At 54.6% G+C, this 22559-nt stretch carries 16 protein-coding genes, 1 pseudogene and 2 riboswitches; of the genes and pseudogenes, 1 reads left to right on the plus strand and 16 read right to left on the minus strand.

Annotated elements, in window-relative coordinates; all coding sequences use genetic code 11:
- Positions 1-4: 4 nt before the first annotated feature.
- On the minus strand, positions 5-1555 hold the full coding sequence (locus EJQ19_RS00335; RefSeq protein ID WP_126139222.1) for a response regulator: 1551 nt from the start codon (positions 1553-1555) through the stop codon (positions 5-7).
- A 298-nt stretch (positions 1556-1853) separates the two neighbouring features.
- On the opposite strand from EJQ19_RS00335, the gene EJQ19_RS31645 reads away from it, so the two are divergent.
- Positions 1854-2024, plus strand: coding sequence for a hypothetical protein (locus tag EJQ19_RS31645; RefSeq protein ID WP_164716235.1), 171 nt, complete (start codon positions 1854-1856; stop codon positions 2022-2024).
- Between the two features lie 230 nt (positions 2025-2254).
- Here EJQ19_RS31645 and EJQ19_RS00340 read toward each other — a convergent pair whose 3' ends face one another.
- The 15 genes and pseudogenes from EJQ19_RS00340 to EJQ19_RS00405 form a co-directional block, all read right to left on the minus strand.
- Positions 2255-3100 (minus strand): SDR family oxidoreductase, encoded by an 846-nt coding sequence (locus EJQ19_RS00340; protein WP_126139223.1) that lies wholly within the window; start codon positions 3098-3100, stop codon positions 2255-2257.
- 150 nt (positions 3101-3250) lie between these two features.
- Positions 3251-3694 carry an ASCH domain-containing protein gene (locus EJQ19_RS00345; protein ID WP_126139224.1) on the minus strand — a complete coding sequence of 148 codons (444 nt, stop codon included), beginning with the start codon at positions 3692-3694 and terminating at the stop codon, positions 3251-3253.
- Positions 3695-4561: 867 nt separating this feature from the next.
- Positions 4562-6007, minus strand: coding sequence for an S-layer homology domain-containing protein (locus tag EJQ19_RS00350; protein WP_164716236.1), 1446 nt, complete (start codon positions 6005-6007; stop codon positions 4562-4564).
- 217 nt (positions 6008-6224) lie between these two features.
- Positions 6225-6956, minus strand: a complete 732-nt coding sequence (locus EJQ19_RS31650; RefSeq protein ID WP_164716237.1) for an ECF transporter S component — start codon at positions 6954-6956, stop codon at positions 6225-6227.
- Positions 6923-8614 carry an ABC transporter ATP-binding protein gene (locus EJQ19_RS00355; RefSeq protein WP_164716238.1) on the minus strand — a complete coding sequence of 564 codons (1692 nt, stop codon included), beginning with the start codon at positions 8612-8614 and terminating at the stop codon, positions 6923-6925. The genes EJQ19_RS31650 and EJQ19_RS00355 overlap by 34 nt, the downstream gene beginning before the upstream one ends.
- Positions 8587-9480: an energy-coupling factor transporter transmembrane component T gene (locus tag EJQ19_RS00360; RefSeq protein WP_126139226.1), complete on the minus strand. Its 894-nt coding sequence runs from the start codon at positions 9478-9480 to the stop codon at positions 8587-8589. Before EJQ19_RS00360 ends, EJQ19_RS00355 begins: the two co-directional genes overlap by 28 nt.
- A complete protein-coding gene (locus EJQ19_RS00365) occupies positions 9477-10481 on the minus strand; it encodes a DUF4430 domain-containing protein (protein WP_126139227.1) in 1005 nt (334 codons plus the stop codon). Before EJQ19_RS00365 ends, EJQ19_RS00360 begins: the two co-directional genes overlap by 4 nt.
- Before the next feature lie 386 nt (positions 10482-10867).
- Complete coding sequence (locus EJQ19_RS00370; protein ID WP_126139228.1) at positions 10868-15688, minus strand: DUF4430 domain-containing protein; 4821 nt, start codon at positions 15686-15688, stop codon at positions 10868-10870.
- 168 nt (positions 15689-15856) lie between these two features.
- A riboswitch (cobalamin riboswitch) is annotated at positions 15857-16065 on the minus strand.
- Between the two features lie 51 nt (positions 16066-16116).
- Entirely contained in the window at positions 16117-16632 is a 516-nt protein-coding gene (locus EJQ19_RS00375) for an NUDIX domain-containing protein (protein ID WP_164716239.1), read from the minus strand.
- A gap of 617 nt (positions 16633-17249) precedes the next feature.
- Positions 17250-17659 (minus strand): annotated as a pseudogene (locus EJQ19_RS00380) (serine hydroxymethyltransferase); the annotation flags it as partial.
- Positions 17660-17688: 29 nt separating this feature from the next.
- Positions 17689-19977 (minus strand): 5-methyltetrahydropteroyltriglutamate--homocysteine S-methyltransferase, encoded by a 2289-nt coding sequence (gene metE / locus EJQ19_RS00385; RefSeq protein WP_126139230.1) that lies wholly within the window; start codon positions 19975-19977, stop codon positions 17689-17691.
- Positions 19978-20089: 112 nt separating this feature from the next.
- On the minus strand, positions 20090-20992 hold the full coding sequence (locus tag EJQ19_RS00390) for a LysR family transcriptional regulator (protein ID WP_126139231.1): 903 nt from the start codon (positions 20990-20992) through the stop codon (positions 20090-20092).
- Between the two features lie 158 nt (positions 20993-21150).
- Positions 21151-21358, minus strand: a riboswitch (cobalamin riboswitch).
- Positions 21359-21404: 46 nt separating this feature from the next.
- Complete coding sequence (locus tag EJQ19_RS00395) at positions 21405-21746, minus strand: DUF1801 domain-containing protein (protein ID WP_126139232.1); 342 nt, start codon at positions 21744-21746, stop codon at positions 21405-21407.
- Positions 21743-22186 carry a YciI family protein gene (locus EJQ19_RS00400; protein ID WP_126139233.1) on the minus strand — a complete coding sequence of 148 codons (444 nt, stop codon included), beginning with the start codon at positions 22184-22186 and terminating at the stop codon, positions 21743-21745. The genes EJQ19_RS00395 and EJQ19_RS00400 overlap by 4 nt, the downstream gene beginning before the upstream one ends.
- A 5-nt stretch (positions 22187-22191) precedes the next feature.
- On the minus strand, positions 22192-22559 hold a 368-nt coding region (locus EJQ19_RS00405; RefSeq protein ID WP_338143312.1), incomplete at its 5' end, for a DUF6596 domain-containing protein.

Here is a 22559-nt window from a genome sequence, read left to right on the forward strand (position 1 = left end):
GGAATCATCCTTTTTTGTATTCTGTCGGTGCCACGCCGGTCCAGTTGCGGAACAACTGCGAGAAATAGCGATAGCTCGGAATGCCGACGTGCTCGGCGACCTCGTACACCTTGAGCTGTGTCGTCTGCAGCAGATGCACCGCCTTCTCCATCCGCAGCCGCGTGATGTAGTCGTTGAAGGCTTCACCCGTCTCCTCCTTGAACAGTCGGCTCAAATAATACGAGCTGAGCCCCACCTCTTCCGACACGGAGGTCAGCGTCAGCGGCTCGCCGAGCTTCTGCTCGATGATGCGCCGCGCCTGCTGCACTTCCTTGCGCACTCGGCGCGCCGGCTCGGCCGTGCCGTGTTCCAGCTCCCGCAGGCAGGCGCTGATCAGCTCCGTCAGCGTCGGCGCCGCGCGCAGCTCGGCGGTGACCGCGTCAAACTGAGCATGCCGGAGCTGCGCGTGCGCAGCGCTCGCAGCCTCGCGCAGCCCCCCGACAAAAGCTTTCAGCTTGTCGGGATCGAATCGATGGGCTGCGGCCCACGGGGCCAGCCCTTCTTGGTACAATCGCCGCAGCGCGTCCTTGTCGGCTGCGGCTTCCTGCCAGCGCAGGCGCAGCGCCTGCGCTTCGGGGTGCTCGTCCGGCGCGGGCAGCATGTGCGCCGCTTCACTCGCCAGGGCGGTCGTCCACGGCCGCCCGTAGAACAGCTGCGCCGGCGTCATCGCGGATGCGCGCAGCGCCGGCACCACGTCATGCGGGGCGGCGACCCGCCCGCCGACGACCGCCATGAGCCGGTACGCGCCGCTCATGTAGGGCAGCGCTTGCTCCAGCTCCGCATGGAGCCGCGCCATCACGCGCTGCATGCCGGCCATACTGGCGGCTTCGTCCGGCGCGTCCGCAAACACCAGCACGATCTCGCGATCGCCGATCGGGCACCAGTGAAAGGCAGGCTGCGCTTCAGCCTCGGCGAGGATGCGCTCGATTTCGTACAGCACATGAAATCGGTCGCTCTCCTTGGCGTCGAGGTGCAGCCGCACCGGATAGAACGGCGCGCTGCCGCCCCACGCTGCCCATACCTGGGACTGCGCAGTCAACGGCGCGGCTTCTCCATGGGACAAGGTGACGATCCCCTTGGACAATTCCCGCCGCAGCTGCTCTTGTCCGTAGCGCCGCAGATCTTGTTCACGCCGCAGGGACGCTCTCGTTTTATCGATAGAGGCTTGCAGATCTCCCTCTTCCAAAGCAAGCTTGGTGAAATAGTCCAAAGCTCCCAGCTTCAGCGCTTCCTGCGCATAGTGGAAATCGCTGTGACAGGTGAGCAGCACGACTTGCATGAAAGGCCATTTCTGCTTAATCGCCCGGAACAGCTCCATACCGTTCATGATCGGCATGGTGATATCCGTAACGACTAAATCCGGCTGCAGCTTCTCACACAGCTCCAAGGCTTCCTCACCGTTCTCGGCCTCGCCCGCAAATTCCGCGCCGAACGAAGACCATGGCAGGGAACGCAATTCTTGGCGCAGGGGCAGCTCATCGTCCACGATCAACACACGTATCGGCGTATCTGACATCTCTCTCCCACCCTCCGGTTGAAAGTAATTGAAATTTGAAATCGCTTACGTATCTATTACTCTCCATCATACCAAGTTTTAAAAAGTTTGTTTATACAGCGATGTTGCTATTTTATGTAAAGATATTGCGAACACGGGGCGGCGAGATGCGAGTAGACTGCTTTTGCCTTCTGATGGGAACATGCCTGCTGCTACCAATGTGCACGAATCCTGGGCGCGTTGCTTCGCCGGCGTAGGGCAGTCGATCGTCAGAACCCCGATGCAGCAGAAAACTCCCGCGCATGTCGGGAGTTTTCCAATGGATTCTGTTGCTGATTGGCTGTCGGTATGGCACATCCCGTCGCGAAATGAAGAGGAGGAACGAAACGGCGCTATTTTTAATCAATTGGCGGATTTTATACCATCTGGGGAACGAGAGGACCCTATTTACACTGTTTTAAGCAAGTTTGATGGTTTTAGACCCGAATAATTCGAGATTGAATACGATGAAATTGTTCCAAATAGCGGCATGTCGTTCCGCTATTCCTGCTCAACGGCGTGAGGAACGTGCAGGGCCACCCAGCAGTCGCATACGTATACCGGGACACGTTAGAGTTCAATAAAACGGTGGAAGTCTATGACTTGAATTTTCAGTCGAAGTAATAATAAGAAGGGTGTTCCAAGCAGTCATTTAAGGACCTTTTGGTACACCCTCGATTTTTATGAAAAATAATGCCCTTCTTCAAGATCGGCGATCAGTCCCGGCTGTCTCGGTTTCCAGCCTAGAAGCTCCCGTGTTGCCAGACTCGCTTGCGCAGTGTTGTACAAGCTGGTGATGTCAAATGCCGCAATGGGGCCAAGAAAGCCGAAATGGGCGGCAGCTTCTTCAGATGTTATGCTGACCGCCGGCACATTCAATTGCCGTCCGATGACCGCGGCGATCTCGCGGAGCGAAATGCCTTCCTCGCCGGCTCCAAGCAACCGTGAGCCCGCCGGGGCGGATTCCAGCGCCAGACGATACAGAACCGCCGCATCCAGGCGGTGAACCGCCGGCCAGCGGTTCGTTCCTTCGCCTATGTAGGCGGCGAAGCCCTTCGCCCGGGCGATGTTGATCATCATTGGCACAAAGCCCTTATCGCCCTTGCCATGTACGGACGGTGCAAGCGAGACGATCGATGTCCGAATATCCCGCTCTGCCATTGCGAGCACTGCATCATCCACGGTATATCCATTTGCGTGAGCCGTCGTAATAAACGGCTTCCCGGAGCCTTCGAGCGCAGCTCCCATGACTTTAACGGCCCGCAAATCCAGAGCCAGCGCACCTTCAAAATCGGAAAAATCGTTGGTGAACGCCAGATGAATCACGCCGTCCGCATCCGCGGCGGCGCTGCCCAGCGTATCGAGATCGTCAAGCGTGCCGTACAGCGCTTCGGCTCCTGCCGCCTTTAATTCCGAGGCTTTCTCTTCAGAACGGCAAAGACCCGACACTGTATGTCCCGCGCCGATCAGTTCCCGGACGACCGCGGAACCGACATACCCTGTTGCTCCTGTAACAAATACGTGCATATTGATATCCTCCTTCATGAGTTGACCGCTTGAACATGTTAAGCATAAACTATGAAGTGAACTCTAGGGCAAGTGGTCCAAAGGAGAAATTATTGTGAAAATCCAGGAAATCGCGGTAAAGAACCTCCATTAATTGATTGTTTACATAGGTCATATCATCATCTCTTCGCCTATCGGATATTCCCATAGTCCCAGTTTTCCCTTCACTGGAATATAGGGCTTCAGCAGACGGAAACCCGCTATTTCCCACGCAAAATAGCCTGGGCTGTAATCACCTAACAAGAGGTCATCCCCCGTCACGACCTTCCCGCAATCCAGAATGGCTGACGTATGATTAGCGTCGATGACTTGATAACAATTTGTAAGCTCGCAAGTTGCAAGGATAACCCCCGTAGGGAGGTTTTGTTCTGTATAGCCATTCTTGGCGAGTAAAGAACGGATGGGTTCATATTTGCAGGCCTGCTTATCGACTTTCTTGCTTGCGTGAATGGCCAACGGTCCGCGATACCGGGTCTTCCATGATCTAGTTTCATAGAGAGTCTCGCCTTGGACAAGCAGAGTCGCCCACGGTTGAATCATGGATAATACTTTCATTCCTCACGCTCCATTACTGTTCATAATGAAGTACTATTCCCCAAACATTCTCAGACTTTCCATACCCGCATTGAAATGACGCAATCCCACCCATCAAAAAGACTGACAAAAAGGAGCGGCTAACTAAAATGTAGGGAGATTTGAGATTTGTGTCATTATGTGACTTGAACTATTTCTTTACCACTATTTGAATAAATTTATTGCCTAAAATCATTTGATTTTAGGTTATCTTAGTGCCAAGAAGTTCAATTATGAAGCACATCTTTGCCGTAAGTTCTGAATTTGCACCATTTCCTTGCCGCGCCAGTACTAAGGTCGGGGAAGCCCTTGCCATAGGGCTGAAAAATTTGAAACGTTACGTTTTACGAATTGTAGGGCCGATAAATACTGCTCCTCGAAGATATCTCATTAGAATTTCAATCAGCAACACTCAAAAATATCGAGGCATTAACGTTAAAGGTGTTATTTCGCTAAACCGAGGGACGAATTCGAAAGCTTAAAATACGGCAGTCAGGACTTTATTTTCTCGTCCAAAGCTGCCGTTGATATTTTTATTGGGGTATTTGGTAAGATAAATAAGCATTATCTTGAACACAATAAATACCTTGCAAATGGGGGGATTACGCCCAGTTGATTACGTTAACGGTTACCACAGCGCTTATTGTCCCGAAAAGTGGGCCATTCGGAGTCTAACGGTCGCCACCGTGCTTATTTTGATGAAATCTGGTGAAATGGCGCTGATTTGATGCAAATAGGCTCCGTGGCAACCGTTGCAGTTTGAAACGAACGATTTAGGGCCAACTAGCCGCAGTGGCAACCGTAAGCTCCAGCAACGCGCCGTCGGCATTCGTGACGCCCCCTGCCGAACTAATACAACGCCGCCGTCGCCAAGTACGTGCGCAGCGACAGCAGAATCGCCTGTTCCCGCGTCGTATTGCCTAGCGGATCGAGATAATTCCCGGTCATCCCATTCATAATGCCGTAGTTCAAAGCAAAATTCATGCCGTCCTTCGCCCAGTCCGCGATGTCGGCCGAATCGAGGAACGTTTTCCGGGCGGCAACATCCAACGTGACCCCTGGCTTCGCCGCATGCACCGTGCGCAGCAGCATGACGCTCATCTCCTGCCGGGAGATGAGCTGGGTCGGACCGAACGTGTCGGCCGTCAGCCCGTTCACAATACCCAACCGATAGGCCTGATTCACATGGCTGTTGTTCGTGTCCTTGAACACGGGCATCGTGTCCGGCGCGAGCGTCTTGCCCGTCAGTTTCTCGTACAGTCTGACCGCCAGGCTGGCGTAATCCTCACGTGTAATCGCCTCGGTGTACTTGCCGAGCGTTTCGCTTGTCGTGAGGCCGAGACCGAACGCCTGCTTCAACTCCGGCAATGCCCACGCGCTTGCCCCGGCGAACAGGTCGGGGACTTTGACAATCACGCCATCCAGCTTTGGAATGAGGTTCGGGTCGACTATGATTTTGGCAATATCCTGAATACCGTCCAGCTGCGTCTTGCCGCTCTTCAGAATCGGCTGAATCCCGGATACTTTCCGTATAGGGGCGTCAATCTTGCTAATATCCTTGATACCGGCAAGCGGCGGCGTGGATTCTACAATCGTGACGCCATCGCTGGGAATCAGGTAATCCGGCAGTTGAAAATCCAGAAAAACCGCCCTGATCTGGTACACATACCACGTTTCCTGGGTTTTGCTCGTCTGCGAATCGACATACGTGAGCGCCCCAGTCGTCTCGTTGTGCCCCCGCACCTCGAAAACTTTAGTTCCGTCCGGCCCTGTCCGCTTCACTTCATAATAGGACTCGATATTGGAGTTATCGAGCCACGACAGCGTCACCGATCCGTCCGTATTTGCCGCTGCGCTCACATCGCTCGGCCCGCCCGGCTGCTTAACAGGATACGGCGCCGACACCAAATCGCTCTCACTGTTGCTGCCGACCAGCGGATCGAACCAGGCGTGCACGCGAAACCGCACGGACGTGAGGCTCGGGTCCATCGGAAGCGTCAGTTTGCCGCCCTCGCCGCGCGTGAGCGTAATCCAGCTAACGCCGTTGTCGCGCGAGTAAAACAAAGCATCGTCAATCGACGTAGAGACGGCAGCGGTCGTACTGTACAGGAGGACGAACGGCTTCTCCGCCACAACAAAAGGCAAACTTTCATTCCACGCTCCTCCAGGCTCACGGATACTGAGACTATACACCTCGGCTGTCGCACCCGCTGTGGGCCCGCCTAGCGTCAAACCGCCTGCCAGCAGCGCAACCCCAGTGAGAAACGCGGATAGTGGTTTCCATAATCGATGCATCATTGGCCTCCCTTTCTTTCATGACTCTATGCGCTGCAAGCATATCAGACTGCCGTTTGGCTGTCATGATGTAATTGGTCTAATTTTCCAGTCGGTTGATGCCTTCACCGGCCCGAATTGTCGCTTATTTTAGCGAAAAATAGCCCTGTGCCCCTATCGGGCATAAGAAAAAGGCCGCCCCGATTGGACAACCCTATAGGTAGATGGGGCAGCAGTTCTACCGCTCCTCCAGCAGGCCATATTTTCGTTTCACCCGCTCGAGCTTCTCCAGCATGGGCCTAGCCAAAACCAGCAAGAAAAATACCGTCGCCGTCGCATGCACAAGGTCGAACCAGAAGCCTGAGGCGTAGACGGAGGCCAGCATTCCCCAGGAGAAACTCGACATCCCTGTCAGCACCGTACTTAAATTGAGCAGACCACCGTAGATGATCAGCGTAGCCAGTCCGCCGAATACGCACAGGGAAAGCCGGGATGACTTGAGCCATCCTGCACGGAACAGGAGTCCCCCCAAGAAGCCGATAATCCCGAAACCGAACATTTGCCATGGCGTCCATGGCCCTTGCCCGAAGAAGAAATTGGATACGAATCCTGCCGCTGCCCCGACCAGAAAGCCCGCCTCGGCGCCAAAGGAAACGCCGGCAATAATGACGATGGCAACGACTGGCTTGAACTGCGGCAGCATGAAGAACGCCCCGCGCCCCGCTACGGCAATCGCCGTCAGCACCGCGATGACGACCAGTTCCCTTGCCTGCGGCTTGCGGCTTTCGAAGACCATCACGAACGGTGCCATCGTGTAAAGGATGATGAGCAGCGAGATGAAGTAGTACTTGCGATCGTCCAGCACCCAAATCCCCAAGACCATCGTAGCCGGAATGACCAGCAAAATAAGCAGCGCTGCGAGCTTGGTGCGGCGGCTTAAACCGGATGGAGTCGCAGGCTTTGCTGACATAAGTCACGCACCTCCTCACTCAGAACAGCACTTGGCCATAAATGGCGCGCCATGCGATTCGCTGCCGTCGTATAGAAGCGGTTGCCCGCAAAAAACGCAGCCGCCGGTCCCGCCGTCACAACGCTGCCATCAAAAAACATCGCGCATCTCTCCCCATACCTCGCGCAAAATTCAATATCGTGCGACACCAGCAGGATCGTCACGCCATTCTCATGCAGCTTGCTGAGTATGCCCCCAAGCTTCGCTTTGTAAAAAGCATCCAAGCCCTTCGTCGGCTCATCCAGCAGCAGAATACGCGGGTTCAGCAGAAGCACCTTGGCTAGCGCCGCCCGCTGCTGCTCCCCGCCGCTCAGGTCGTAGGGATGCCGGCACAGCAAGTCGTCCAGTTCGGCCAACTGCACCACTTCGGCTAAGCTGCGCCGCTTTTCCTCCATCGTCAGCCCCGACTCCGAGAGCATCTCGTACAGATCCTGCTCCACGGTTTTCTGTACGAAGAGGGAGGTCGGGTTTTGCGGCAGGATAGCCAAGCCCCGCTCAAACAAAGACCTCGCGCTTCGCTTGGCGGGATTGTGCCCAAGTACCTGCACCTTCCCGCGATAAGGCTGAAGCTCGCCGCTCAGAAGAGACAACATCGTCGTCTTGCCCGTTCCGTTGCCGCCGACGATGCAGGCAAACTCCCCCTCTCGGACTTCCAGCGCAAGGTCTTTGATCACGTCCGCCCCATCCCGCTCATAGCGGAACCAGGCGTCCCGCACCTGAATGACAGTCGGCCGCTGCAGAGCGACAGAAGGGGGCTCAGCAGGTGCAGGAGCTGCCGCCGGCGCTTTGCCTCGCAGCAGTTCATCCAGCCACTGCCGCCCCTCTTTGACCGTAAGCGGCGGCTTCAGGGCATTCGGGACGCCCGCATAAATATGCAGCGGCGTCGGCATAGCAGCATGCATCGGATGCCGCAACTCGCGCATCCGATCCGCTACCTCCGCCGGAGGACCGTCGGCCACGATCTTGCCACGGTCCAGCACAACCAGCCGATCCGTCAACGGCAGCACTTCTTCCAAGCGATGCTCGGTCATGATAATGGTCGTGCCGAGCTCGCGATTGATTTTGCTCACCGTTTCAAGAAATTCCACAGCAGCAATCGGATCCAGCTGGGACGTCGGCTCATCCAAAATGAGCACCGAAGGCTGCATCGCCATGATCGAGGCGAGATTCAGCAGTTGCTTTTGCCCGCCCGATAGTTCTCCCACGCTCTTGTGGAACCAGGCCTGCATGCCGAAAAAGCTCGCCATCTCCGCCACCCGCAGCCGAATCGCCGCTGTATTCAGCCCCAGACTTTCCAGACCAAACGCCAGTTCGTGCCACACTTTATCGGTGACGATCTGATTGTCCGGACTTTGCAGCACGAATCCGATATCCGCGGCTTGCGCACGCACGTCGAGCTTGTCGAGCGGCTGCCCTTGGTAGGCAATCGAGCCGGTGCGTCGGCCGTGCGGGGTGAGCGCCGGTTTAAGGTGACGGAGCAGTGTGCTTTTGCCCGAGCCGGATTGCCCACAAATTGTGACGAACTGCCCGCCGGTAATCGTGAGGGTGACGTCAGCTAGCGCTGGCCGCTCCTGTTCCGGGAACGTAAAGCTTATATCCTGGAGATGATAAATTTCCATCGTAGATCCTCCACAAGTTGAATTGCGACCGGCAGCAGGCACAGGATGCCCCAAGCCGCATCCCCCGCCAGCCCTAGCGGCGTCAGGGTCTGAAATTTCAGCGACGGGAAAAAGCGGATCGCATTCTGCCCCGTCCACACGCTTGCCGCCACGATGCCCAGCAAAACGCCGAGCGCCACAGCCAGCGCGGAATCGCGGCGAGCCCAGCGGTACAGCGCAAAGCTCGTTCGCCCGGGCAGCCCATAACCGCGGGCTTTCATGGCGTCGGCGGTATCGATGGCGTTTTCCAGCGCCCATGTGGTCAGGATGGACACCAGCCGCAGCCCGTGCCGCGCTCTTCCCAGCACGGAACCTTGAGCCGCCTCGCGGCCGATGGTGCGCTGCGCGCTGGCAATTTTGCGGAGCTGCGCCGCATACCGCGGTACAAACCGCAGCGTCATGGAGAACATAAGCGCGAGTGCGGGCATCATTTTGCCGAATACATACATCCATTTGTCCGATGTGATGACCACGTTGAAACTTGTGAACCACAGCACCACCGTTACGAACATGCAGGCCGAAGCGGCGCCATACAGCACCGACTCCAGCGTAATCGGATTGCCGTTATGCAGATAGAACAGAATGGTCACCCCCGCATGATGCCAGAGCGGATTGAGCACGGCCGTCACTACGAGCAGCGGCAGCATATAGATTAGGCTGAAGCGGAGCGCCGTTCGACCTCGCAGACGAAGCGCGTACAGTAAGGCGCCGAGCAAGGAAAACACCTGGAGCACCGGGTGCAGAAACAGCATGCTGCACAGAAGCACAGCGGCGTAATAGGCGAAATTCAATACCGGATGATACGCGGCAAAGCTGTCTCTCCTCATCGGTTGCCTCCCGCGTCCCCGCCGCCGATATCCCGGCCCAAATCGCAAGTGTATACCCATTCGATGGCGTCTCCGTCCTTCAGCCGATACCGACTCGCCCCGTAATTCGGATACCAGCCGTTCACTTTGTACATCCACCCGCTCAGCTCGCCGCAGTCGAATTCGTAAATATTATGAATCCCCTCGATATAGTTACTATTGTAGAGGGGTGTCATGGTGAATTCCATGTGGATTTTGTTCCTTTTCATCTCGCGCAGCAGGACATCGAAGACCGATTCCCCGTCATAAAAAGTGACCGTCTGCCGCTTGTAAATAACGCCGTCCGGCGGCAGCACTTCCAATTTGTCCTTGTCAAACCGATTCAAATTGTTCAAAATCGTCGCGCTGGTCACGAAAAGCGTGGCCGTCAGCGGCTTGTTCTTATCAACCGTGGCCTCCTGCCACTCGGTCGGTTTAGGCTTGCCTGCCGGCACAGGATCGGTCGCGTAGCGTTCCTGCGCCGGCGGCGGCGATGGCGCGGCGGCCGGTGCTGCGGCCGCGGCGGGCGGTGCTGCGGCCGCGGCGGGCGGTGATGCGGCCGCGGCGGGCGGCGGGCTCGCAGGCGGTGCCGCCGATGGCGACGGCTGCGCCGGGGCCGCGCTTGGCGCAGCCGTCTGCGGCTCGCCGGCCGGCGACGCGGGCTGCGCAGCGGCGCCGGGCGCTGGCGGCGCGCTGGACGCCGCCGCGGCGGTTGCGGCCGGCGTTGCACCGGCCGCCAGGGCGCCAGCGCCGCCCGACGCGGCTGGGGCGGGGGCGGCCTCGCCAGCCGCCGCCGTGCCGCCGGCTGCGGCACGGCCTTGCTCGCCGCTGGCTGCGCCTTGCGGCGCTGCCGGGCTGGCGGTGCCGGCGGCCACACCGCTCGGCAGCGTCGCCGGGCCCGCTGGCCGGTCGCCGCCCCAGAAAAAGGCGACGGCCAGCACCGCGACAATCGCGAGCGCGGTAAGCCATTTTTTCCTAGACATCGTGTTCTCTCACATCCTTCGTCGTACGGGCACAGATCATGTAAAACCTACAGGTAATTCCCGGAAATCGGACGGATTCCAGCAAAGACATGTAAAAATTACATCAAAACTCGCTGGAAAGCGGTCTTTTTCCCCATTTCAGGCGATGATCAGCAGAATTTGCTGCACAAAATACATTTTCTTCCTCATGTTTCCTGCGATTCCCTCATTTTTGCTGTACAAAATACAGGAAATGCGGCTATCCAAGCACCAACACTCGGTTTCCGCACCACTCTGTCGGCCTTGCTCCACCACACATTCAGTCCCATTCTTTGGCGGACGCACAGCGCCCAAAATACGGAAGCAAGCAAGGGCACCGTTAGGGCCCCTGCTTGCTATAAGTTCCTCTATTTTACGTCATGCATGTCGTACAAACGGTTCTTCCCGCCCAGTAGTCGAGCATAGGCATCCAGCGCCAACAGCCCTTGATCCGTTGCCATCGGGTCAACGTCCCCAGGTTTCGCTCCGCCGTTTGCTTCGCCACCGGCAAGCACGTGGTAGAACCCGCCGTCCTGGGAAGCGTAGCCGAGCAGCGCGTCAAGCGCGGAGCGGCCGTTTTTTACAAAACGGGCATCCGTGTGCGCGTCAACGCCTAACCCGGACAGGGCGATGACGACCTGCGAGATGCTCTCGCTGTTCGACGCACCGCCGCTGGCAAAGCTGCCGTCAGCTCCTTGCGACTTGGACAACCAAGCCACTCCGCGATCGACCGCTGCTTGTACGTTCGGCTTGCTGCCGATATAAGGCGTCAGCCCTTGAATCGCCATAGCGGTGATATCGGCATCAGCCTCAGTCGAGCCCTCAGCCAACGCCCAGCCGCCGCCAGTCAGCTCTCTTTTCAAAATAAAATCAAGGAGCAAATCACGTGTCGTCTGCGTTTTCACCGATGCAACTGCCGGAATGTCATATCCCTTGCTGTCCAGCGCCAATAGTGCAAAAATCGGTCCATTAATCCCTTGTTTGATTAACGTTTCATAATCGGCCAACCAAGTCAGCAAATCATAACCTGCCGTTTGGCGAGGATCGCGCCCCAGCGCAGCCAGCGCCAGAATCACACGGTCGTACTCCGTATATTTAACGGCGTGAAGCTTTCCTGCTTTGTCCTTCAAAATCTGTGCCAGATTTGCATAATACTTCGCGTAATATGCATCCGGCACCGGCACGCCCGAGCGCAGCAGCCCGAGCACCGTCCATTCGCCGCCCAGTGTCCCCACGGTCGGGTCCGTCACCGTCTGCTGCAAGTAGGCCGAAGTTTGGTTGATTTGCTTGTCTACGGCAGCTTTTTGCGAAACATCCGGCTGGCTTGGCTTCGGTTGATAATAGGCGCGCATTGCCACAACGACAGCCATTTCTCTCGTCACTTCATCTTGCGGATGGAAGCGTTGATCCCAGCCTGACATCAAGCCTTGGCTCAAAACCGCGCCTACGCTCGCTTGCGACCAATCGGATACGAGATCAGCATCTTGCACGTCCAGTTTCTGCTGCACAACCTTCAAACCGAGTGCTTTGGCCAAAATAACCGCCATCTGCTCACGCGTCAGCTTCTCCTGCGGGCTGAACGTATCGTCGCTCGTGCCGGAGACGAAGCCTGCTTGGTAAGCAGCTTTGACATACGGGTAGAACCAGTCGCGCGAGGTTACATCGCTAAACGGCAGGGCAGCGTCGCTTTTCGCTTTGAGCCCCAGAACGCCGGACAGCATTTTCGTAAACTCGGCTCTTGTTACCGTAACTCCCGGATGGAACTTGCCCTCGCTGCCGTCTACAAAAGCTTTCTGTGATGCTTCGCGAATCGCCTCTACCGCCCAGTCGGAGATCAGATTGGCATCTCCGTACAGTGCACCCAGACCGGTCGGCTGCGGCGCAGCCTCCTTGCTGACGGCATAGGTCACGAAGCTTGTAAAGTGGTTCGTTTTAATAATCAGATCATTGCCGCTCACATAAGCAAAAGTGATTTTTTCCTGCCCGCTGGTCGCAGACACGCCTTGTGCTTCGCTATCGTAGATTCGTATTGGTGTAAATGTGCCACCTTCCAAGTATCCTGCGAGCTGGTTTTTGCCGCCTTTGACGGTCAACGTCAGAGGCTTGTCGAACAACACCGAGCCGCCTTCATTCCCCATTGCAAAAGCTACGAAAACTTTATCCAGCTTACTGCCGGTCGCCAAACCGCTTGACACCAAGCGTTGAAGTTCAGCATCTCCTGAACTTAGCGTCGTAAGCAGCTCAATCTTGCGATCGCCGGATTTCAGTGCCGTGCCTTTGTCGACCGAGACGGTCACATCGCCTTTGGTCGCTGTGATCGCAGGCAAATTGGCTTGAGTCCCCTCAGTATTGAGGATGACTTTGGACTGCACATCACTTGGGATGTTGATTTTAAGCTCGCTTTGGCCTTGGATTTCTTTCGCCAAGTCTACTGTGTACGGTTCCTTCTGGGAAGAAGGGATGTCGACGACTTTCGAAGAGGAGCCGACTCCACCACCAGTGACGCCGCTTCCACTAGGCTTGCCTTCCTTGGTATAGTCATCCGTATACCGCAGGATAATGCTGGCGTTGGCATTCAGAACATAATCGGCAATCCCCACATTCGGATCACTACCATTCACCGAATACAGCCAGCCGCTGTTCGGGCCTCCATTAAATTCAGCTAATCCGCCAACGGAGGAAATGTAGTTACCGCTCTCATTAACAAATGAAATACTGTTCTCATTCAGTACCTTTTCAATCACATAGGCCGCTGTAGAGCCGACCGGAACACTAACGGTTTTGGTAGCCAGAGATACGTTCTTGCCTGCCGCCACGCTGTTCCCATTTAAGGTAAAAGAGACGGTGATCAGCTGCGGAGGAGCAGGCTTTAAGACCAGGCCTTGTTGCGCAGCCGTCAAATCTGCCAGCGCCACATCGACCTGATACTGGACAGCATAAGCATACGCTGCGACCGCCTTGGCCCCTGTCAAACTTGCTTGCAGCGCTTGCCAGCTACTATCCGTGTAGCTGCCCGCCTGCAGCGCTTCGACTACTGAGATCTTGGCATTCAGTTGGGTTTTATTGGCTTGTTCCATGTAATCGTCGACATAGATCAGCGTGATCGCATCGTTGTTTTGCAGGACATAATCCGCCATGCCGACATCCGGCATCTGATTATTAACCAAATACATCCAGCCGCTGTTTGGGCCACCGTCGAATGCAGCCAAATTGCCAACGGAAGAGATGTAGGCTCCCCCGTTATCATCAAAAGGAATGCTTTCGTCTGTCAGCACCTTTTGCACAACATCAGTGGCCGTTTTGCCCTTTGCAGTACTTACGCTCTTCTTAGCCAGCGTCACATCTTTCCCTGCCGCTGTACTATGACCGTCGACGGTCAGCGTTGCTGTTATCGTTTGCTGCTCGACCAGCCCTTGCTGCGCAGTCGTTAATTTGGCCAGCGCTGTATCCGCATGGTATTGAATGGCGCCGGCATTCGATGCTACGGCTTTCGCCAAGGTAAGGCTGGCTTGCAGTGTTTGCCAGCTGACATCTGTGTAACTGCTTGCTTGCAGTGCTTCGACTTCGGCAATTTTGGCAATCAGCTGCGTTTTGTTCGCAGCCAGCGTGATGTCTTGCTCGTAATCGTCCGTATATACCAACGAAATGGTGTCATTGCTTTGAAGTACATACTCCGCAATCCCCACCATCGCGAACTGCCCGTTGACGAGGTACATCCACCCGGCTTTGGAGCCGCCGTCTGCCGCACTCAAGCCTCCAATGCCGGTGATGTAGTTACCGCTAGGATTGACGAACGGAATGTTGTTATAGATAAGTACATTCTCAATCGCTTGCTTCGCTGTCTGCCCAACTTCTATTTTCGTCCCCTTGCTCGCAAGTACGACAGACTTGCCGGCGTTGGCGCTATATCCACTTACTGCAACAGAAACAGGCAGTGTCGGTGCTTTTAGAATGCTCAAATAATAAATCTTCGGTGCATTCAGCCCGTCCTGCGCAATCACACGAACAAGCTTCGGTGTCGTTTCGCTCAGTGTAATTTCTTTGTTAACCGGCGTACCTACCGTGCCGCTTGTATTGTTCACGAACACGGTCGTTGCGGTGCCGTTCGCAGTCAGTTTGATTTTGTCCGCGTTGATCTTGATATTCTCATACGTGTAGACGCCCGATGTTACCGTGACCGTCTTGCTGACGGTGCTATCCGTCCCAGTACCGGTGAGTACGATGCTGGAAAGGTCAGCAGTTGTCCCTACGCTGGCATCCGGCGTAACGCGCACAATCGAGGTCACTTCCGGCCCTATTTCACCAAAAGCGCCACCATCAATCTGAACCGCATTGTAAACTCGGACAAAGCTAACATTGGTCAATTGAACCGGCTTGCCGGCACTGTCCACCGCCCAGCTGATGTCGATCGGATCGCCCTTCGTCGGTGACGTTAAGTAAGGATTAGCCGGCACATCATAAGGCGCGCTGCCGTTGGCATGCGTGTCCGGATAGCCGAAGGCGTTCTTCCTTACAGCGATTTTTACGCCCGAATACGTGTACGACAGATTGTTAAAATCCGCTGGCACATTCGGATAATTCGCAGGGATCGGGTAGTACGCATGCTTGTGGGAGCCGTTCGTTTTAACTAAACCGCTGCCGCCCTGATTGTCCGTCCATGGAATATTGACCCCGTTCGGACTTGTAAAATCCGGTTCCGGATTCGTATACGTAACCCGGTAATCCCAAATCGTGCTGTCCTCATAATGCTCGGACCCCGCGATGTAATACCAAGGCCCCGGATTGCCGGTGCCGTCGTCTTGGGCAACGGCTACGCCGCCCGGCTCTTCATTGCCGGAAAAGGCATTGCCGAATACCGTAAAATCGACACCGTACGGATTCAGCGGATTATTTTCAATCGGCTCGTCAAACTTGAATGTAAGACCGCCCCCGAAGGCGCCGACGGATACCCCGGCAGACCCGGGCGTGTTCGTCCACTTCGTATTGATGTCGCCGGTTCCGCCCCAGCCGCTTTCATTGATAAACTGCCCCGGTGCAGGAAGCCACTCTCTGATTGAGCTTGGCCCAGTACCCGTCGCAGCTGACGCATGCTGCGGAGACAAACCCGCCGTCAATCCCACTGAAGAAACTAATACAACAAATGACATGATAAATGCAATATACGACCTAAACCAACCGTGCTGTTTCATCCTACACTTCCTTTTTCCTAAGCTTAATTGCCCAAAACAAACACAAAAAAAGCCACCCTTCCCCAGGGTGACTTACCGTTTTTCATTGAGCAGACGTACGCAGACATTACCAAATAAACCTGTTCGCGCATTCCAACGCGTTCCCTCTTCTCACCCCCAAAGAATTAGAAACATCCATAAATAAAGGCAGGTCTCCTGGCTCATGCGTCATCGTTTCTCCTCGCCTTCCCAATCCCGCTACGCAGGACAGTGGCATCTCTGAGGAGTCACTCGGCAATTACAGTGGTTGGGACCGCGTCGGCTTCGTACCGATCTTCCCTTTTAAGCAAGCGCCCGTTAGCAACGTGACGACTTGCACCTCTACTTAGCTAAAGTATGAAATTACAGCTAATCTTATCGTCTTAAAGGGGATTTGTCCACACCATATTTTAACAGGTGTTCATTGCATGCTCCCCTTCCTCCCGGGTAAAGACATGATCCTTGACCCACTCGGACACAATCGCATACACATCATCCTTCATATAAGGGCTATACGCCGGATCATCCCTAATCTCGGAAGGCATCGGTAGGGCAGCCAGCAGCCTCACGTCATTCGTTTCAAATCCGCCCGGTAACCCTTCAAGGACGCTGACGGTCGAGATATAGATGGTTTTTACGAAAACAAGCTGCTCCCTTTCAAAAATCAAATATTGCCCTATACCCTCAATCCCATCGAGTCTACCACCCGCTTCTTCATACATCTCTCTGTGTACGGTTTGAATAAGGGTCTCCCCTTCCTCTCTCATCCCACCAGGTAATTCCCAACCGCGGCTATGATGGTTAACTAGAACCCATTTACCCTGATAGAAGGGGAAAATCAGGACACAATTTGCCTCTTCAATGAGGGATTCTCTGGATAAAATGATTTTTTGATGGGGCAGAGCACCTGGAAATTCGTAGATCACTAGCGCGTCCTCCTTCTTTGTGGATCGAATGGAATTGCTTCGAGGATAGGCATCCCAGTAGTGGAAAAAACGGTTGGAAACGCCGGCCCCATTACGCCATGCCGTTTACAACCAAACTTCTAGGCGGAGATGCCAGCTGGGTTACCAATGGCTGCACTAGCTATTTCGGCTAAATCCGCTGCCTACCCAAAATTAGCCAGTGATTTCTGGCTAATCTCATCACCTGCTGGCCCTTTCCAGTTAAATAAAGGGGAGCTTCGCTTAACTCAGAATGTAAAAAAAGTATCTGATCCGAAGATCAAATACTTCGCCCGACGTAGGCAGTAAGATTTTAGGTTATAACTTAGGTATTTATTGAAGGGGAGAGGTAAATTCCTGCAAAAAGGCAGGCTTTTTTCTCAAAAAGGGCGTTTTTCACAAAATGCCTGCGATTATGCAGTTTTTTAGATGCGTTTGTTCGAAAAAGAGGCGATCTCTCCCAAAAAGCCTGCAAAATCGCAGGAATTCCTTGGAATGGCGCACATTCAGATGAAAATTCCTGCAGTTTTGCAGGTTTTGACACCCCACACCAGAGGGAACTGGATCGTGTGACGGAAAGGACCTAAGTAGTAACGATTTTAGTAGTTTAATCCCGGGGAAAGCGGGAACTGATCGATTAGTTCGTCGACCATACCGCGCACTTGGTTAAGAATAGCTTCATCCGAAGGATTTTTCAAGGTCAACGCCACGATTTTCGCAATTGCTTCATCGCTGCCTGATCCATCCCCCCGGGCAGTTACCGCCGGAGTACCGATGCGCACGCCGCTTGTAATCATCGGCTTGGCCGGGTCGAATGGGATCGCGTTTTTGTTCACGGTGACCCCAACTTCATCCAGCAGGTGTTCGGCATCCTTGCCGCTGATGTTGAGACTGCGACGTTTTGGCCAGGATATACGGCTTTATCAATCGCTGCCGCCCAAGGCTTGCGGCATAGGATCATGCCACCTCGGGGACCACGAAGTGTTATATGCGTCGTGGTTGTCACGAACTAAATTTCCAAATTTACGACATTGAAAATTAGATCAGCGCAGCGTGCTTGTCACGAGCAAGCTTCGTCGCTTCCACCATGTTGCGCAGCGAAGCAACCGTCTCCGCATGTCCGCGCGTCTTCAGACCGCAGTCCGGGTTAATCCAGAACAGCTTAGGATCCAGTACACGCAGGGCGCGTTCGATCATCGCTGTCATTTCTTCTACACCCGGTACCCGAGGGCTGTGAATATCGTAAACGCCTAAACCGATGCCCAGCTTGTAGGTGTTAAGCTCGAAGCTGTGAATCAATTCACCATGGCTGCGGGAAGTTTCAATCGAAATAACGTCCGCATCCATCGCCTCGATGGAATCGATCATGTCATGGAATTCGCAATAGCACATATGCGTATGAATTTGCGTTGTATCCTGCACCGTGCAAGTGGTGATGCGGAAAGCTTTGACCGCCCAGGCGAGATAGCCAGCTTGCTCTTCTTCCTTCAGCGGCAGGCCTTCGCGAACGGCAGGCTCGTCGACTTGAATCATGCCAATGCCCGCTTCTTCTAACGCTTCAACTTCTTGTCTCAGGGCATAGGCCAATTGGTAAGCAATCTGTTCGCGAGAGATATCGTCACGAACAAACGACCAGTTCATAATCGTAATCGGGCCTGTTAACATGCCTTTAACAGGACGGCCTGTGCGAGATTGCGCATATTTCGTTTCCTCGACGGTCATGTCGCCAATGAAAGCAACATCGCCGTAAATCACCGGCGGCTTCACGCAGCGGGAACCGTACGATTGCACCCAGCCATATTGTGTGAAAGCAAAACCGGCCAGCTTTTCGCCAAAAAATTCGACCATGTCCGTCCGTTCAAACTCCCCGTGAACCAGCACGTCGATGCCGATCTCTTCTTGAAGGAGGATCCAGAGGTCGATCTGCTCACGAATAAACGCTTCGTACTGCTCGTTGTTCCACTCGCCTTTACGCCACAATTGACGCGCTTTGCGCACTTCCGCCGACTGCGGGAAGCTTCCGATCGTTGTTGTCGGGAACAGCGGCAATTGATATTTGGCTTGTTGTGCAGCATAACGCTCGGCGAACGGACGGCTGCGTTGCGGTTGTTGAACGCGCAGCTCAGCGACTTTTTCCTGAACATCGCTGCGATTGCGCGCTTCCGAATCCTGAAGTGCTTGCAGGACGCGATCGCAGGCTTCCAGTTCCGCTGCAATCTCCGCGCTGCCGGCGGAAACCGCTTTTGCCAAGAGAACAAGCTCTACCAGTTTCTCATCGGCGTAGGCGAGCGCACCTTTCAGTTCCGGTGCCAGCTTCGTTTCCCGCTCTGTCGATACAGGCACGTGGAGCAAGCTGCTCGAAGATTGAACGATTAACTGCTCAGCCGGTACGAGTACGGCAAGCTCTTCAAGCAAAGCCAGCTTCACGCGAAGCGACGCTTTCCAAATGCCGCGGCCGTCGATGACGCCTGCGCCTAATACTTTGTCAGCAGGGAAGCCCAGTGTCCGCAACGATTCCAGGTTGCCTTGCAGACCGTGAACGAAATCCAGACCAATGCCTTTAACCGGAAGCGCAACAATGTCAGCGTAGCGGTCAACCGCTTCAAAATACGTTTGCAGCACGATATGGAGGCCCGGTACTTCTTTGGCAAACGTGCCATAGATCGTTTGAAGTCTCGCAACATCAGCATCACTGACTTTCGTGACGAGAATCGGCTCATCGATCTGTACCCATTGAACGCCTTCAGCAGCGAGTTCTTTAAGAACCTGTACATATAGCGGCAGCAGCTTGTTCAGCCAAGCGTCGAATTCCGATGCGCTGTAGCCTTTGGACAGCTTCAAGAATGTTAACGGGCCTACGATTACCGGTTTCCCTTCGATGCCCAGCTTTTCTTTCGCTTCGCGGTAAGCGGTCAGCGGCTTGTTCTCCGTGACAACAGGTGAAGCTCCGTTCAATTCAGGCACGATATAGTGATAATTGGTGTTGAACCACTTTGTCATTTCACTTGCAGCGGCATCCTTCGTTCCCCGTGCAACACCGTAATAGACGGATAGAGGAACTGCGCCTCCCTCCCAAGAAAAACGCTTAGGAATAATACCGAACATAGCCGCCGTATCAAGGATATGATCGTAATAACTGAAATCATTGACAGGGATCAGGTCGATGCCTTTCTCCTGCTGCTTGCGCAAATGATTCAAACGAATCTCTTGCAGCTGCTGTTCAAACTCCGATTCTTCCAGCTTGCCTGCCCAGAAAGCTTCCAGCGCTTTCTTCCACTCTCGATCCGCACCAATGCGCGGGTACCCCAATACACTGCTCTTTACCATCCGATTAATCTCCTCTACACATTTGTTAAGATAAAAATAGCATAGAGGAGCAGCTATAAAGTAACTCGAATTAGCTATATCTAGCTATAGTTAAATGGTATAGCTACATACATTATCGCGAAAATTGACGCTGAAGCGCCTCCACATAAGCGGCCCCGAGCTTGGAAAGCGGAACATTTTTGTGCGAAATCCATCCGACATTGATGGTCTCCTCGCAGTCGAGCGGCACGGGAATGATTTCATTCCCATTCAAATCCGAACTTAAGACACCGGTTGAGATCGTATACCCGTTCAAACCGATCAATAAATTGAATAGTGTCGCACGGTCATTGACCCGAATGCTCTTCTGATGCGACATGGTGCTGAGAATTTCCTCGGCAAAATGAAACGAATTATACTCCCCCTGATCAAACGACAAATAGGGGTAGTTCTGAAGCTGGTCAATGGTCACGACGGACTGCTTCGCCAGCGGATTTTTAATCGAGATAAAAATATGCGGCTTCGCAATGAATAAGGAGGTAAACTGCAGATTTGCGCTGTTCAGCAGCTTATTGATCACTTTTCCGTTAAACTCATTCAAATAGAGGACCCCGATTTCGCTGCGCATGCTTTTGACATCTTCGATAATTTCATACGTTTTCGTCTCGCGCAGAGCCAATTCGTACTCCTCTTGACCGTGCTCACTAACCAGATTGACAAACGCATTCACGGCAAAAGCATAATGCTGGGTCGATACCGAAAAGTGCTGCGGAGACAGCTTCGCATTCAGGTAGCGGCTCTCCAGCAGCTCCGCTTGTTCCACAACTTGCCTGGCGTAGCCCAGGAATTCAACCCCTTCTTTGGACAGAGAGATCCCCTTATTGGAGCGATCAAAAATAGAGATCTTAAGCTCCTCCTCAAGATCCCTGATCGCATTCGAAAGACTCGGCTGCGAAATAAACAGCCTTTTGGCTGCTTCATTAATCGACCCTCGGTTCGCTACTTCGATGACATATTTTAATTGTTGCAGCGTCATGCCTATCCTCCCCCCTGAACGATCATCCATCGCAAAAAAGCCACCCTGCTGAAAGGTGACCTGAACGTATCCAATTGCGCTCCAAACAAACACCACCCACATCCTGACATGTCAATGGCATACCCACGCGTTCCCTCTTCTCACCCCCAAAGAATCAGAAACATCCATAAATAAAGGCAGGTCTCCTGGCTCATGCGTCATCGTTCTTCCTCGCCTTCCCAATCCCGTTAGCAGGACAGTGGCGTCTATCAGGAGTCACTCGGCAATTACAGTGGTTGGGACCGCGTCGGCTTCGTACCGATCTTCCCTTTTAAGCAAGCGCCCGTTACCCACGTGACGACTTGTACCTCTATTTAGTTCATATGAAATTACGCTAATCTTAGCTTCTTAAGAGGCATTTGTCTACCGCCATTTATAGGCTGCTCGACGCTTGTGCAACCCACGCGGAAAGCTGTCCACGGTCTACCGTATCCCCTTTGCGCAGCTTCAACGTCTTGCGTTCCACGGGCCCCTCGAACATCCCGTCCGGCAATTCCAACCCCGCAGCGTTAAAAATCGTAAAGCTCACCGCATCCTTCGAGGTCGAGATGACCGCGGCGTATTTGCCGCCTTTCAAATAATGCGGCTTCTTATATTGCATGCGCTCCTGCACATCCGGGATCGCGCCGTAGACCATCTCCCGCAGCTCCTTGGACAGCTCCACCTGCCATGCTTCTTTTAAACCCTCTATAAATTCCGTTACTTCTGGATTCATCTCTCTTCTCTCCTTTGCAGCATAAATTGTTGTTGGGCTAACTCATACTCTAGCACCCGTACACTCGGATGCATCGCTTTGCCACCGTCGTCTTCCAGTCGGCGCACTTCCAGCTCAAACGCCCCGCGATCCTCGGGCACCGGCATGTGCAGCGCGTAGCGCAAAGCCTCCTGCTCCGATTCCGCCTCGATGCGCGCATACGCAGCCAAAAGCCGATGATCCGCCTCAAAAGGCCCCGCCTCCAGCGCCGGTTCTCCCCCGCCCGCCGGGTACACGATGCGCACACCCGCTGAGCTCGGCCGCAGCGCTTCCCTCTCCAAAAGCACACCGGCTTCGGCCAGCTCGCGCCAATACCGGTCAATCGCCGTCTGATAGGCGTCGCCGGGACGTACCCCGGCCTCCGAGTAGCGGGTCGCCTTCACCATAATCATGTATCGCATGTTGATTACCTCCCGTCCTGCTCGCAAGCCGCAGCCCGCTTCAGCAAAAGCGCCCGCTCACTCGCATTCTTCGTCATCACAGCGGCCCGCTCAAACTCCCCGCCCGCCTCAGCCAAGCGGTCCAGCTTCACTAATAGATCTCCCCGCACGCTCGGCAGCAGGTAATAGTCCTTCAAGGCGGGCTCGTCCCGCAGCGCATAGGGGCCGAGCGACCGGCCCAGCTTGCGGGCCCGCTCGAGCGCGGCGAGGCCGCGGCCGATGAGCAGCCGGTCCCAGGCGGCGCGGTTTTGATCCATCAGCAGCACAGGCTCGCCGCTTGCGTTCACACGGGTTCTGAACCGGGACGATTGCAGCTCCATCAAGGCAACCAGCC

The organism is Paenibacillus whitsoniae (genome assembly GCF_003955665.1).
Lineage (GTDB): Bacteria > Bacillota > Bacilli > Paenibacillales > NBRC-103111 > Paenibacillus_E > Paenibacillus_E whitsoniae.

Bases quoted from the DNA above. Each gene is read 5' to 3' on its own strand.
- EJQ19_RS31645 (WP_164716235.1), top strand. From the start codon at position 1,854: ATGGATTCTGTTGCTGATTGGCTGTCGGTATGGCACATCCCGTCGCGA.
- metE (WP_126139230.1), bottom strand. From the start codon at position 19,977: ATGGTAAAGAGCAGTGTATTGGGGTACCCGCGCATTGGTGCGGATCGA.
- EJQ19_RS00365 (WP_126139227.1), bottom strand. From the start codon at position 10,481: ATGTCTAGGAAAAAATGGCTTACCGCGCTCGCGATTGTCGCGGTGCTG.
- EJQ19_RS00340 (WP_126139223.1), bottom strand. From the start codon at position 3,100: ATGCACGTATTTGTTACAGGAGCAACAGGGTATGTCGGTTCCGCGGTC.
- EJQ19_RS00360 (WP_126139226.1), bottom strand. From the start codon at position 9,480: ATGAGGAGAGACAGCTTTGCCGCGTATCATCCGGTATTGAATTTCGCC.
- EJQ19_RS00390 (WP_126139231.1), bottom strand. From the start codon at position 20,992: ATGACGCTGCAACAATTAAAATATGTCATCGAAGTAGCGAACCGAGGG.
- EJQ19_RS00395 (WP_126139232.1), bottom strand. From the start codon at position 21,746: ATGAATCCAGAAGTAACGGAATTTATAGAGGGTTTAAAAGAAGCATGG.
- EJQ19_RS00335 (WP_126139222.1), bottom strand. From the start codon at position 1,555: ATGTCAGATACGCCGATACGTGTGTTGATCGTGGACGATGAGCTGCCC.
- EJQ19_RS00350 (WP_164716236.1), bottom strand. From the start codon at position 6,007: ATGCATCGATTATGGAAACCACTATCCGCGTTTCTCACTGGGGTTGCG.
- EJQ19_RS00345 (WP_126139224.1), bottom strand. From the start codon at position 3,694: ATGAAAGTATTATCCATGATTCAACCGTGGGCGACTCTGCTTGTCCAA.
- EJQ19_RS31650 (WP_164716237.1), bottom strand. From the start codon at position 6,956: ATGTCAGCAAAGCCTGCGACTCCATCCGGTTTAAGCCGCCGCACCAAG.
- EJQ19_RS00400 (WP_126139233.1), bottom strand. From the start codon at position 22,186: ATGCGATACATGATTATGGTGAAGGCGACCCGCTACTCGGAGGCCGGG.
- EJQ19_RS00355 (WP_164716238.1), bottom strand. From the start codon at position 8,614: ATGGAAATTTATCATCTCCAGGATATAAGCTTTACGTTCCCGGAACAG.
- EJQ19_RS00370 (WP_126139228.1), bottom strand. From the start codon at position 15,688: ATGAAACAGCACGGTTGGTTTAGGTCGTATATTGCATTTATCATGTCA.